We start from the raw sequence: 12,307 nt of genomic DNA on the forward strand, positions 1-12,307 counted from the left end.
GCGCGAAAGGTTTTCAGGTTGCGGGGACAATAGCCCCCGTGCTCTCCATCCTGCTCGTCACTTTCCCTTTCTTTGCACTCGTTCTGGCCGGCTACATTGCGGCCCGCCAGCGCATGCTGCCGCTGGAGGCGATCGCGGGGCTCAACGGCTTTGTGCTGTTCTTTGCGCTGCCCTGCATGCTGTACCGCTTTGGTGCCACCACGCCGATCGCGCAGTTGCTGGATGCGGGCGTGTTTTTCACCTGGTTGCTGTGTGCGCTGGTGATCGTGGCCTTCACCGTGACGATCAGCCTGAATGCCCGCATCGGCTGGAACGATGGCGCCTTCGGTGCGCTGGTGGCGGCCTTCCCGAACACCGGCTTCATGGGCGTGCCGCTGCTGGTGGCCCTGCTGGGGCCGCGCGCCGCAGGCCCCATCATCGTGACCATCATGGTGGACATGGTGATCACCACCTCGCTGTGCATTGCGCTGTCCCGGCTGGACAGCGCCGACGAGCACGGCGTGGCTCACGCGGCCCAGAACGCGCTCAAGGGCATGCTCGTCAACCCGCTGCCGTGGTCCATCCTGCTGGGCGCGCTGGCCTCGTTCTTCACCTTCGAGCTGCCGGGCCCGGTGCTCAAGACGGTGGGCCTGCTGGCGGACGCGGCCTCGCCGGTGGCGCTGTTCACCATCGGCGCGGTGCTGGCGCGCTCGCAGATGCGTGCGGCGCTGCACGACCACCCCGCCGTGCCGCTGATCGACTACCTCCCGGTGGCGGCCATCAAGCTGCTGCTTCACCCCTTGCTGGTGCTGCTGGTGGGCGCGACGGCGATTGCGCTTGGGGTGCCGCTGGACCGGTTTGCGCTCACGGTGATGGTGCTGATCGCGGCGCTGCCCAGCGCCAGCAATGTGTCGCTGCTGGCCGAGCGCTTTGGCGCGGACAACGGGCGCATCGCGCGCATCATCCTGGTGTCCACGGCAGCGGCCTTCCTCACGTTTTCCGGCGCGGTTTCTCTGCTCATCTGACCGGTCGCGCGGGCACGGCCCGTGGGGTGGCGCTGACAAAGATGGATTTGTGCATTGGCTTTGCCTATTGCATTGATTCAATCAATTGAATTTACTTCGACACAGGGGCTGCCTACATTCGAGGCTTCCTGACCTGTCGGGGCCCGACCATGACGACGAACCTAACCGCTTTCGCCTTCTGGCTGGACACTCTGACGGCCTTTGCCGCAGCCTTCTGAACGGCTGCATGTCTTCCACCCGATTCCGGAGATCACCCGTGAGCACATCGTCCAACCCCGCTGCCCAATGTCCTTTTGCCGGCGCGCACGGCGCCCGCACCACCGCCGGCACCCGGTCCAACCGGGACTGGTGGCCGAACCAGCTCAACCTGGCCATCCTGCACCAGCACGCGCCCGCGTCCAACCCGCTGGGCGCGGATTTCGACTACGCCCATGCCTTCGGCACGTTGGACTATGCGGCGCTGAAGCAGGATCTGGTGGCGCTCATGACTGATTCGCAGGACTGGTGGCCCGCCGACTGGGGCCATTACGGCGGCCTCTTCGTGCGCATGGCCTGGCACAGCGCCGGCACTTACCGCACGGCCGATGGCCGTGGCGGCGCCGGCACCGGCAACCAGCGTTTTGCGCCGGTGAACAGCTGGCCGGACAACGGCAACCTGGACAAGGCGCGCCGCCTGTTGTGGCCCATCAAGCGCAAGTACGGCAACGCCCTCTCCTGGGCCGACCTGATGATCCTGGCCGGCAACGTGGCGATGGAGTCGATGGGCTTCAAGACCTTTGGCTTCGGCGGAGGCCGCGAAGACATCTGGGCGCCCGAGGAAGATATCTACTGGGGTGCCGAGGCCGACTGGCTGGGCGACCAGCGCTACAGCGGAGAACGCGAGTTGGAAAACCCGTTGGCCGCCGTTCAGATGGGCCTGATCTACGTGAACCCCGAAGGCCCCAATGGCAAGCCCGACCCGGTGGCCTCCGGCCGCGACGTGCGCGAAACCTTTGCCCGCATGGCCATGGACGACTACGAGACCGTGGCCCTGGTGGCCGGCGGTCACACCTTCGGCAAGGCCCATGGCGCCGGTGATCCCAAGCTCGTCGGCCCGGAGCCCGAGGCGGCGCCCATGGAAACCCAGGGCTTGGGCTGGATCAACGCGTTTAGGTCCGGCAAGGGTGGCGACACCACCACCAGCGGTATTGAAGGTGCCTGGAAACCCAACCCCACGACCTGGGACATGGGCTATTTCAAGACCTTGTTCAAGTACGAGTGGGAACTGGTGAAGAGTCCCGCTGGCGCGCACCAGTGGCTGGCGAAAGAGGTGGCAGAGGAAGACCTGATCCCCGACGCGCACGACCCGACGAAGAAGCACCGCCCGATGATGACGACCGCCGACCTGTCGCTGCGCTTCGACCCGGTCTACGAAAAGATCTCGCGTCATTTCCTGGCGAACCCCGACGAATTTGCCGATGCCTATGCCCGCGCCTGGTTCAAGCTGACCCACCGGGACATGGGGCCGAAGGCGCGTTACCTGGGCCCGGAAGTGCCGGCTGAAGACCTGGTCTGGCAGGACCCGCTGCCGGCTGTGGACCATCCGCTGATCGACGCCGGGGACATCACCCTGTTGAAGGCGAAGGTGCTGGCCAGCGGCCTGAGCGTCCCGGAGCTGGTTTCCACCGCCTGGGCCTCGGCCTCCACCTTCCGTGGCAGCGACAAGCGCGGCGGTGCCAACGGCGCGCGCATTCGCCTGGCACCACAGAAAGACTGGGCCGTGAACCAGCCGGCACAGCTCGCCCGCGTCCTGGCGGTGCTGGTTGGTGTGCGCAGCGCGTTCAACGCCGCGCAAACCGGTGGCAAGCAGGTGTCGCTGGCCGACCTGATCGTGCTGGCGGGCAACGCCGGTGTGGAGTCGGCGGCTGCAGCCGCTGGCCATGTGGTGGAGGTGCCGTTCACGCCGGGGCGCACCGACGCCACCGAGGCGCAGACCGATGTGGCCTCTTTCGCGGTGCTTGAACCGCAGGCTGACGGTTTCCGCAACTGGCGCCGCAGCGCCTTGCGCGTGGCGCCCGAAGAGATGCTGCTCGACCGGGCGCAGCTGCTGACGCTCAGTGCGCCGGAGATGACCGTGCTGGTGGGCGGCCTGCGCGTGCTGGGCGCCAACGTGGACGGTGCGCGCGAGGGTGTCTTCACCGACCGGCTCGGCCGGCTCAGCAACGACTTCTTCGTGAATCTGGTGGACATGGGCATCGCCTGGACGCCGGTGGGTGAAAACGCCTACGAAGGCCGCGACCGCCGCAGCGGTGCGTTGAAGTGGACCGCGACCCGTGTCGACCTGGCCTTCGGCGCCAATTCACAATTGCGCGCGCTGGCCGAGGTCTATGCGCAGGACGATGCGCGGGAGAAGTTCGTGCGCGACTTTGTCGCCGCCTGGACCAAGGTCATGAACCTGGACCGCTTCGACTTGCGATAACCGGGCTGGCGTTTGGCGACCTGAACGGCGCCGGGGACTGTGGGGCCCTTCGCCCTCAACAGATGCGCGGCAACTGTTCGCCCGAGAGCCAGTCCACCATGCGTTGCCCGCCCAGCTTGGTGGTCATCTGCACGAAACGGTTGGGGTCGTCCACCACGCTGCCGATGCGCGCGGCGTCGCGCCCCTGCGGGTGGGCGCGCATGGCGGCCAGCAAGGCGTCAGCCTGATCCACAGGGCAGATGGCCAGCAGCTTGCCTTCGTTGGCCACGTACAAGGGGTCCAGCCCCAGCAACTCGCAGGCGGCGCGCACCGCGCCGCGCACCGGAATGGCGGACTCCACAAGGCGCATGCCTACGCCCGACTGGCTGGCGATTTCGTTCAACGTGGCGCCCAGGCCGCCGCGCGTCGGATCGCGCAGCACGTGGATGCCCGGCACCGCGTCGAGCATCGCCGCCACCAGGGTGTGCAGCGACTGGGTGTCGGACAACAGCGTGGTGCCGAAGCTCAGGCCCTCACGCACCGACATCACGGCCACGCCGTGGTCGCCCATCGTGCCGGACACCAGGATGGCGTCACCTGGTCGCGCCAGCGAACCGCTGATGTGCATGCCGGGGCGCGTCACGCCCACGCCGGTGGTGTTGATGAACACGCCATCGCCCTTGCCGGCCTGCACCACCTTGGTGTCGCCGGTGACGATGGGCACGCCGGCCTCGGCGGCGGCCCGCGCCATGGAGGTCACGATGCGCTGCAGGTCAGCCAGTGGAAAGCCTTCTTCCAGGATGAAGCCGGCCGAGAGCCACAGCGGGCGCGCGCCGGCCATGGCCACGTCGTTGACCGTGCCATGCACCGACAGGCAGCCGATGTCGCCGCCGGGGAAGAACAGCGGCGAGACCACGTGGCTGTCCGTGGCCATCACCAGCCGGCCGCCCAGCGCCAGCTCGGGCGGGGTGGCCAGCACGGCGTGGTCGTCGCGGGCGGCCAGCGCCGGGTTGTCGAAGGCGCTCAGGAAGATCTGCTCGATCAGCTGCACCATGGAGCGCCCGCCGCTGCCGTGGCTCATGTCGATGCGGCCATGGCGCACGTCCAGCGGCCGGGTGTAGCCGGGCTTGACAGGGCTCATGCGGTGGCTCCTGGCTTTTCTGCAATCGTTGGCATGTCGGTCATGAAGCGGCCGTAGGTGTAGTGGGCAGCGCAGGCGCCTTCGGACGACACCATGCACGAGCCGATCGGGTTGTCCGGCGTGCAGACGGTGCCGAACACGCGGCAGTCCTGCGGGCGCTTCTCGCCGCGCAGAATGGCGCCGCATTCGCAGGCCTTGGCATCGGCGACCGCGCGGTAGGGCGCGGCAAAGCGTTGCTCGGCGTCGAAGCTGGCGTATTCGGGGCGCAACTTGAGCGCCGAAAATGGCAGGCTGCCCAGCCCGCGCCACTCGAAGCTGTCGCGCAGCTCGAACACCTCGGCCATCAAGGCCTGGGCCTTCTGGTTGCCCAGCGGCGTCACGGAGCGGGTGAACTGGTTCTCGATCTCGGCACGACCCTCGTTGAGCTGGCGCACCAGCATCAGCACGGCCTGCATCACGTCCAGCGGCTCGAATCCCGTGATCACCACGGGACGGTGGTAGTCGTCGGCGCAGAAGCGATAGGGCTCGCTTCCGATCACGGTCGAGACGTGGGCCGGCCCGATGAATCCGTGCAGGTGCGCCGAGGTGGCGCTGCCCGGCGGCGGACCCAGGATGCCGCGCATGGCCGGCGGGGTCAGCACGTGGTTGCACAGAACCGAGAAGTTGCGCAGACCCAGGGCGCGGGCCTGGCGCAGCACTGACGCGGTGGGCGGCGTGGTGGTCTCGAAGCCGATGGCCAGGAACACCACCTCACGATCGGGGTGTTGCTGCGCCAGCTTCAGCGCGTCGATGGCCGAATACACCATGCGCACGTCGGCACCCTGGCTACGCGCTTTCATGAGCGAGCTGGCGTTGGAGGCCGGCACCCGCATCAGGTCGGCGTAGGTGCACAGCAGCACGCCGTGGTCACGCGCCAGCGCGATGGCCTGGTCGATGCGGCCGATCGGCAGCACGCAGACCGGGCAGCCGGGGCCGTGGATCAGTTCAATCTCGGGCGGCAGCAGAGCGCGCAGGCCATGGCGGGCGATGGCGTGGGTGTGGCCGCCGCAGAACTCCATCAGGTTGTAGCGGTGCCCGGGCGCCACCGCCTGGGCGATGGCGCGCGCCAAGCCGCGGGCCAGGTCGGCGTTGCGAAACTCATCGACGTATTTCATGGTTTTGCGCCGTCGCGGGCATCCGCCTGCGCCATCGCGGCCATGGCCTGCAGCGTGGCCAGCGCCTCTTCTTCGTCGAGCTTGCCGATGGCGTAGCCGACATGCACGATCACGTAGTCGCCCGGGCGCACGTCGTCGATGAGTTCGAGGGAGATCTCCATGCGCACGCCTTCCAGGTCGATCAGGGCGCGGTCGCCCTCCAGGCATTCGACCACGCGGGCGGGGACAGCGAGACACATGATTTGTTTTCCTTCGGGATGGGGATCAGGGTGCGGTCAAGTCGGTCATTGTGCTGGCACACCCATTGGCCACGTGCCAGGCGGCGACCCACGCCTGGCCCAGCGCCAGTGTCGCATCGCCGGGTTCGGTCGTGGCGAGTATGGCGCCGCCGCTTTGCGCCAGTTTGCGCTGCACATGATCACGCAGCAGTCCGTTGTGGAAGCAGCCGCCCGAGAGCGCGACCACGAACGGCTCTGGGTCTGCGGGCATGGTGCGGCAGACCCAGTCGGTCAGTGCCGAGGCCAGTGAGATGTGAAATTGCGCGGCGGCGCGACCGATGGCGTCATCGTCACGCTTCGCAGCCGGATCACCAAGCGCCAGCAAGGGCTCCAGCAGGCCCAACAGGACCAGTTCACTCTCAGGGCCCAGGCGGTGTCGGGTGACGGCGTCCAGGTCGGGAAGGTCGCCGGGCGGCTGGCGGTCCAGCCAGGCCTGCGCGCACTGCTGCAAGGCGATGGCGGCCTCGGCCTCGTGGCTCTGGCGCAGACACAGGCCCAGCGCTGCCGCGGCGGCGTCGAACCAGCGGCCGGCGCTCGATGTCAGGGGGCAACGCACGTCGCGTTCCAGCATCGCCGCAATCGTCTGGGCAGCAGGCTCGCCCACGGCCGCCGACCAGCGCGGCACGATCTCGCCGCCCCGCCCCATTGCGTGCAGGGCGGCCGCCGCCATGCGCCAGGGCTCGAGGGCGGCTCTGTCGCCGCCGGGCAGGGCCAGCGGGCTCAGGCGGCCGAGTCGCTGCCATCCGGTCGTGTCCACCCGTAGCAGCTCGCCACCCCAGGCCGTGCCATCACTGCCCATGCCATAGCCGTCCAGCCCCAGGCCGGACGTCGCCTGGGTCAGCCCTGCTTCAGCGAGCAGCACCGCCACATGGGCGTGATGGTGTTGCACGGGGATGGCCGGCACGCCGAGCCGTTCGGCGGTCTGCAGCGCCAGCCGGGTGCTGAAGAAGTCGGGGTGCAGGTCATGCGCCACGGCCTGGATGGCATGGCCCTGCGCCCGGGCCAGCGCCAGAACTCGATCCACCGAGGCTTGCAGGTTGGTGCAGGCCTGCACGTCGGCCAGATCGCCATGGGCATCCGACCAGAACACCTGCGCGCCGGCCACCAGGCAGGCTTTGTTTTTCAGGTGGGCGCCCAAGGCGAGCACGCAAGCGGGCAGCGCCCGGGGCAGCGTTTGCGCAGACGGGGACGGGGCTGCCCAGGGGACGGTGCCAGTCATCTGGCCTGAAGTCGGCTGCGGCGGTTCCTCGGCGCTATGCACGTCGAGTTGCACGCAAGGGTCCAGTGCCGTGGCCGCCAGCCGGGCCAGGCGCAGGCCGTCGGGCGTGGGCGTGGGCGGGGTCAGGCGCAGCCAATGGGCCAGCGCACCGTCAGGGTGGAAGTTCCACTCGGTGGGTGCCTGCAGCCGGTAGCGGGTGATGGTGGGTGCCGCTTCCGGGGTTGGGCGCTGAACCTGCGCCACATGCACCAGCAGGCCGCGCGACATCTCGCACCAGCCCAGTCCGGTGTCCGGGCTGAGCGTCAGGGAACCAAAAAGCAGGCTGTCAGGCCGGCTCAGGATGGCGGCCAAGTCTGCCACCCGCGCCCCCAGTCGCCACCACAGGGACTCGTCGCCTGGCGCGCCACCTCCTTGCCAGCCCCGGGTGCACGGCCCGGTTTCCGCCGCCAGGCCGTGCCAGGAGGGCCGTTGGGACTGCGCCGGGTCGTTCAGCAGGCGCTGGCCGAGATCGGCAAAGCCCGCCGGATCGGTCTGGGGGGTGGGCAGGACCCGATGGGCCAGGCGCACAGCGCACGCGTCGGGCCTGATGGCATGCAGCCAGCGCGCCACTGAACTGTGTGAATCCTGGGACCAGTGGTGCAGCCAGGCCACCGGCTGAGTCTGCCATTCCCGCAGCCAGTCCGCCGCTGGCATGCCGAACAGGCGCTCGGCCAGTAGCGTGGAAAGCGTGTCCATCTGGTGCTGGAGCTCGGCGAGGGACGCTTGAGCGGGGGGTGTGGCGGGTCGTGCCGCCTTGAGCAAGGCCATGTCGGGCGCCAGCCCGGGTTGGGGGCAGGCCGATGGCCAGTCCAGCACCATGCGCTGCAATTGTTCACCTGCTGTGACGAGCCGCAACAGCAATCCGATGCGGGCCGTCATCACCCCGCTGGATTCGGTCGACCCGGTGCCCTGAAGCGCCAGTTGTGAGGCCAGTGTCTGGGCGTGTCCGCACAGGTTGAACAGGCGGCCCAGCTGCTCTGGCCATTGGTCGATGGAGTACCTGCTGGCGAGGCGGTCGAGCAGGCCGGCGGAAAGCACCGGCCGCCCACCCTGGATCGGCGATATCGCGCCCACGACCAAGGATAGGGAGCCTGCCAGTGCGAGCGCGTCAGGGGCCGGGCGGCCGGACATCGTTGGGCCAGCTCAACCCTGTGCGGGCGTACTCGCCAGCTGCGCCTCGAGCTGTGCGATGCGCTGCCTGAGGCTGTCGACGGTTTCCTGTTTCGCGGCAACCGCGCTGGCCAGGCCGTCACGCAGAAACTGCAGCCATTCGTCCATGCCCTCGCCGCGGGTGGCCGACAGCTGGATCACACGAATCCGCGGATTGACCCGCCGGGCGTAGCCCAGGGCGGCCTCCACGTCAAAGTCCAGGTGCGGCAGCAGGTCGATCTTGTTGAGCAGCATCAGGCTGGCCGCGCGGAACATGTCCGGGTACTTGATGGGCTTGTCCTCGCCCTCCGTCACCGACAGGATGACCACCTTGTGCGCCTCGCCCAGGTCGAAGGCGGCGGGGCAGACCAGGTTGCCCACGTTCTCGATCATCAGCAGGGAGTCGTCCTTCAGGCCCAGCCGGCTCATGGCGTGGCCGACCATGTGGGCGTCGAGATGGCAGCCCTTGCCGGTGTTGATCTGGACGGCGGGCGCGCCGGTGGCCCGGATGCGTTCGGCGTCCATGCTGGTCTGCTGGTCGCCTTCGATGACGGCCACCGGCAGCCCGGCCAGCATCGTGATGGTCTTGCACAGCAGCGTCGTCTTGCCCGATCCGGGGCCGGAGACCAGGTTCAGCGCAAAGATGCCGTGCCCGGCCAGATGCTGGCGGTTCTCATGCGCATAGGCGTTGTTCCTGGACAGGATGTCCTGCTCGATCTGCACCCTGCGCGTGGCGCTGAGGCCCGGGGCGTGTGAATGGCCATGCCCTTCGTCTGCCGCGTGGGAATGTCCGTGCTCGTGCGCAGGGTCATGCCCGTGCTCGTGGCTGTGCCGCGTGCCATCGGCATGAACGTGTTCATGGCCGTGCCCGTGCCCGGCGTTGCCGCCTTCGAGCTTCACTTCATCGGTGCCGCAGCCGCATGTGGTGCACATTCAGGTCTCCTGGTCCGTTTGGGGGCAGCGCGGGCCTGCGCTGCCGGTCGCAGCCCGGGCTGCGGGTTTCATGTTACTTCGAGTTCCTTGACCCGCATCTCCGTGCCGCCGGTGACCTGCATCTGATGGCCGCCGCACACGGGGCATTCGCCAAAGACCTCGGTCATCGGGACGGTACGGGCGCAGGCCATGCACCAGCCCGTGCCGGGCAGTCGGATGATCTCCAGGCGCGCGCCCTGCGCGATGCTGCCGCGTGTGACGGCGTCGAAGCAAAACGCCATGGCCTCTGGCTCGACCCCGGACAGCTGGCCGATCTCCAGCCAGACCGTGCGCACTTTCGCAAAGGCCTGCAGGCGCGCCGCGTCCTCGATCAGTTGCAGAACCCCCTCGGCGAGCGACATCTCATGCATGGACTGAAGCGCTACGGCGCGCTGTGCACGACGTCAGCGAAACGCCGGACCCGGTTGGCGACAAGCCGGGCTGTTTCGCGGCCCGGGCCATCTTCGAACGCTCGGACGGGTTGAAAAGACGTGTCACAGATCACCATGCGCCGGTGGCTCTGGCGTTTCCGCCAGGATCTGGTCGTAGAGTTCCCAGGACAGTCGCGCATCTTCCTCGCTGACCTTGCGGACCGCTTGCCCGGCGCTGACCATCACGTGGTCGCCCACCTGCGGGAGTTCGTCCCGGATCATGAAGACCGATACGTCACGGAAGGTGCCACGGGCTTCGCAACGGGCGAAAAGTCCGTCGATCGCGGTGATTTGCATCGGTATGGCAAGACACATGGCAGAAAAAATTCCTTGGGAGGCAGGTCGTTATAACCTCGTCGCAGGCGCATCTTTGCGCGCCCGCCCAGGCTTTGATCTGGATCAATAAGTCCGAAATCTCGGCCTATACATCAGCAAACGCTTAAGTCTAAACTGAGCCACCATGAGAATCCTGGTGCTCGGCATTGGAAACACGCTCCTGATGGATGAGGGGGTGGGCGTTCATGTGCTGTCGGCGCTGCGGGCAGGTCCGGCGCTGCCCGATGATGTGGAGCTTCTGGATGGCGGTACGCTGTCGTTCACGCTGGCCGGCCCCATTCAGGATGCGGACGCCCTGATCGTGGTCGATGCTGCCAACATCGATTCTCCAGCCGGGCAATGGCGCCTGATCGAAGGCGATGCCATGGATGCTTTCCTGCTGGGAAATCGCAAGTCCACCGTGCATGAAGTCGGCCTGACGGACCTGCGCGCCATCGCCTTGTTGGCAGGGCACTGGCCCGGCAAGCGCGCCATGTTGGCGATCCAGCCGCAGGTCATGGACTGGGGCGAATTCCCGACGCCCGTGGTGGCCGCCGCCATCCCCGCAGTGGCCGCTGCGATTTTCGATCTCGTGGGGGCCTGGCAGCATGAAGCTTGACCGCATTCCCGTCGTGTCGGTTCCTGTGCCTGGTCGTGCGGCCGGGTTGTCCGGCAATGCCCCCGTCGTGCTCCGCGAGATTGCGCAGAAAGTGCGCAGGCTGGTGGATGCAAACGAGGCCTCCACCATTGACCTGCTGGCGATGCCGCTGACTGCGGCCGACCTCGAATGGCTGCGCGAATCTCTGGGAAACGGCGAGACCCACATCAGTCTGGATGCCGGCGGCGAATCCAGGCTGGATGAAACCAGCTGCCCGGGTGTCTGGTGGGTCACGCACCACAACGGACAAGGCGGGGTGGCGTCCGCGTTCATCGAAGTCGCCGTGGTGCCCGAACTGGTGAAGGCACCGATCGACGACGTCGCAGCCGGTCTGGAGCGGCTGGATCTGCTGATTTCGGATTTGGGTTGAGACGGTTTGTTGCGTCAGTGTGTGACGGATTGGAAGGTGAAACATCATGCAAGGTCCCTTGATCGAAACCCTCGCGCGGCAAGGCGTGAGCCGGCGCACGTTTTCGAAATACTGCGCCACCCTGGCGTCGATGATGGCGCTGTCGCCGGTTGCGGGGCGCGCCATGGCGTCTGCACTGGCCGCGACACCGGCCGCCACCCGGCGCCCCTCGGTCATCTGGTTGCCGTTCCAGGAATGCACCGGCTGCACCGAATCGATCACCCGATCGCATTCGCCCACCATCGAAGGCATGATCTTCGACATGGTTTCGCTGGACTATCAGGAGACGCTGATGGCCGCTGCGGGCTTCCAGGCCGAGGAGGCACTGCACACCGCGATGAAAGAGAACCAGGGCAAGTACCTGCTGATCGTCGATGGCTCCGTTCCCTTGGCACTGGAGGGCGCGTATTCCTGCATCGCCGGCCGGACCAACCTGGAGTTGCTGAAAGAGGCCTCAAGGGGCGCCGCCGCGATCGTGGCCATGGGGTCCTGCGCGGCGTTCGGGGGGCTCCCCCATGCCAATCCAAATCCCACCGGCGCGGTGGCGGTGTCGGACATCATCAAGGACAGGCCGATCGTCAATGTTCCTGGCTGCCCGCCCATACCGGTGGTGATGACCGGGGTGCTGGCCCATTTCATCACCTTTGGCAGCCTGCCCGAACTCGACGCCTTGGGACGGCCCAAGGCCTTCTATGGCGAAACCATCCACGACCGCTGCTACCGTCGCCCGTTTTACGACCAGGGCAAGTTCGCGAAGACCTTCGATGACGAAGGCGCACGCAATGGGTGGTGCCTGTTCGAACTCGGCTGCAAGGGGCCGGTGACCTACAACTCCTGCGCCACGACCAAGTGGAATGCGGGCACCTCGTGGCCCGTGGAATCCGGGCATGGTTGCCTGGGCTGCTCGGAACCTGATTTCTGGGACGCGGGCGGTTTCTACCGGGCGCTTTCGGTGCCTGCGGGTCCGCTGCAAATGGTGGGCGCGGCGGCGGCCGTTGGCGTGGCGACCGGCGCTGCCGTGAGCTTTCTGAACCGGGCCAAGAAGCGTGCCGCCAAGGCGGGCCATGAGACCACCACCCTGGCCGATCTGGAGAAATGATC

The 12,307-nt window shown here is 67.4% G+C and carries 12 protein-coding genes; 5 read left to right on the top strand and 7 right to left on the bottom strand.

Annotated elements, in window-relative coordinates:
* Positions 1–38 precede the first annotated feature (38 nt).
* Both ACMUOY_RS03755 and katG read left to right on the top strand, forming a co-directional pair.
* The gene (locus tag ACMUOY_RS03755; RefSeq protein ID WP_413891237.1) at positions 39–1,004 is read left to right on the top strand and encodes an AEC family transporter; all 966 of its coding nucleotides are present in this window, start codon (positions 39–41) and stop codon (positions 1,002–1,004) included.
* Positions 1,005–1,260: 256 nt separating this feature from the next.
* Positions 1,261–3,462 carry a catalase/peroxidase HPI gene (katG, locus tag ACMUOY_RS03760; RefSeq protein ID WP_413891239.1) on the top strand — a complete coding sequence of 734 codons (2,202 nt, stop codon included), beginning with the start codon at positions 1,261–1,263 and terminating at the stop codon, positions 3,460–3,462.
* Positions 3,463–3,517: 55 nt separating this feature from the next.
* Here the strand turns inward: katG and hypE are convergent, their stop codons facing one another.
* The 7 genes from hypE to ACMUOY_RS03795 form a co-directional block, all read right to left on the bottom strand.
* Positions 3,518–4,582, bottom strand: coding sequence for a hydrogenase expression/formation protein HypE (gene hypE / locus ACMUOY_RS03765; RefSeq protein ID WP_413891241.1), 1,065 nt, complete (start codon positions 4,580–4,582; stop codon positions 3,518–3,520).
* The gene (hypD, locus tag ACMUOY_RS03770) at positions 4,579–5,736 is read right to left on the bottom strand and encodes a hydrogenase formation protein HypD (RefSeq protein WP_413891243.1); all 1,158 of its coding nucleotides are present in this window, start codon (positions 5,734–5,736) and stop codon (positions 4,579–4,581) included. Before hypD ends, hypE begins: the two co-directional genes overlap by 4 nt.
* Positions 5,733–5,975 (bottom strand): HypC/HybG/HupF family hydrogenase formation chaperone, encoded by a 243-nt coding sequence (locus ACMUOY_RS03775; protein WP_413891245.1) that lies wholly within the window; start codon positions 5,973–5,975, stop codon positions 5,733–5,735. Before ACMUOY_RS03775 ends, hypD begins: the two co-directional genes overlap by 4 nt.
* Positions 5,976–6,000: 25 nt before the next feature.
* Positions 6,001–8,403, bottom strand: a complete 2,403-nt coding sequence (locus ACMUOY_RS03780; RefSeq protein ID WP_413891247.1) for a hypothetical protein — start codon at positions 8,401–8,403, stop codon at positions 6,001–6,003.
* Between the two features lie 12 nt (positions 8,404–8,415).
* Positions 8,416–9,354 carry a hydrogenase nickel incorporation protein HypB gene (gene hypB / locus ACMUOY_RS03785; protein WP_413891249.1) on the bottom strand — a complete coding sequence of 313 codons (939 nt, stop codon included), beginning with the start codon at positions 9,352–9,354 and terminating at the stop codon, positions 8,416–8,418.
* A gap of 68 nt (positions 9,355–9,422) precedes the next feature.
* Positions 9,423–9,755, bottom strand: coding sequence for a hydrogenase maturation nickel metallochaperone HypA (gene hypA / locus ACMUOY_RS03790; RefSeq protein ID WP_413891251.1), 333 nt, complete (start codon positions 9,753–9,755; stop codon positions 9,423–9,425).
* Positions 9,756–9,887: 132 nt separating this feature from the next.
* Entirely contained in the window at positions 9,888–10,139 is a 252-nt protein-coding gene (locus ACMUOY_RS03795; RefSeq protein WP_413891253.1) for a HypC/HybG/HupF family hydrogenase formation chaperone, read from the bottom strand.
* A gap of 145 nt (positions 10,140–10,284) precedes the next feature.
* Between ACMUOY_RS03795 and ACMUOY_RS03800 the strand changes: the two genes are divergently transcribed.
* The 3 genes from ACMUOY_RS03800 to ACMUOY_RS03810 are packed head-to-tail and all read left to right on the top strand — an operon-like array spanning position 10,285 to position 12,305.
* Entirely contained in the window at positions 10,285–10,758 is a 474-nt protein-coding gene (locus tag ACMUOY_RS03800; RefSeq protein ID WP_413891255.1) for a HyaD/HybD family hydrogenase maturation endopeptidase, read from the top strand.
* Positions 10,748–11,167 carry a hydrogenase expression/formation C-terminal domain-containing protein gene (locus ACMUOY_RS03805; protein WP_413891257.1) on the top strand — a complete coding sequence of 140 codons (420 nt, stop codon included), beginning with the start codon at positions 10,748–10,750 and terminating at the stop codon, positions 11,165–11,167. The genes ACMUOY_RS03800 and ACMUOY_RS03805 overlap by 11 nt, the downstream gene beginning before the upstream one ends.
* Positions 11,168–11,213: 46 nt before the next feature.
* Positions 11,214–12,305 carry a hydrogenase small subunit gene (locus tag ACMUOY_RS03810; RefSeq protein ID WP_413891259.1) on the top strand — a complete coding sequence of 364 codons (1,092 nt, stop codon included), beginning with the start codon at positions 11,214–11,216 and terminating at the stop codon, positions 12,303–12,305.
* Positions 12,306–12,307 lie beyond the last annotated feature (2 nt).

This window comes from Candidatus Skiveiella danica (genome assembly GCF_022705245.1).
GTDB classification, from domain to species: domain Bacteria; phylum Pseudomonadota; class Gammaproteobacteria; order Burkholderiales; family Burkholderiaceae_C; genus Skiveiella; species Skiveiella danica.

Bases quoted from the DNA above. Each gene is read 5' to 3' on its own strand.
- hypE (WP_413891241.1), bottom strand. From the start codon at position 4,582: ATGAGCCCTGTCAAGCCCGGCTACACCCGGCCGCTGGACGTGCGCCAT.
- hypD (WP_413891243.1), bottom strand. From the start codon at position 5,736: ATGAAATACGTCGATGAGTTTCGCAACGCCGACCTGGCCCGCGGCTTG.
- ACMUOY_RS03775 (WP_413891245.1), bottom strand. From the start codon at position 5,975: ATGTGTCTCGCTGTCCCCGCCCGCGTGGTCGAATGCCTGGAGGGCGAC.
- ACMUOY_RS03780 (WP_413891247.1), bottom strand. From the start codon at position 8,403: ATGTCCGGCCGCCCGGCCCCTGACGCGCTCGCACTGGCAGGCTCCCTA.
- hypB (WP_413891249.1), bottom strand. From the start codon at position 9,354: ATGTGCACCACATGCGGCTGCGGCACCGATGAAGTGAAGCTCGAAGGC.
- hypA (WP_413891251.1), bottom strand. From the start codon at position 9,755: ATGTCGCTCGCCGAGGGGGTTCTGCAACTGATCGAGGACGCGGCGCGC.
- ACMUOY_RS03795 (WP_413891253.1), bottom strand. From the start codon at position 10,139: ATGTGTCTTGCCATACCGATGCAAATCACCGCGATCGACGGACTTTTC.
- ACMUOY_RS03800 (WP_413891255.1), top strand. From the start codon at position 10,285: ATGAGAATCCTGGTGCTCGGCATTGGAAACACGCTCCTGATGGATGAG.
- ACMUOY_RS03805 (WP_413891257.1), top strand. From the start codon at position 10,748: ATGAAGCTTGACCGCATTCCCGTCGTGTCGGTTCCTGTGCCTGGTCGT.
- ACMUOY_RS03810 (WP_413891259.1), top strand. From the start codon at position 11,214: ATGCAAGGTCCCTTGATCGAAACCCTCGCGCGGCAAGGCGTGAGCCGG.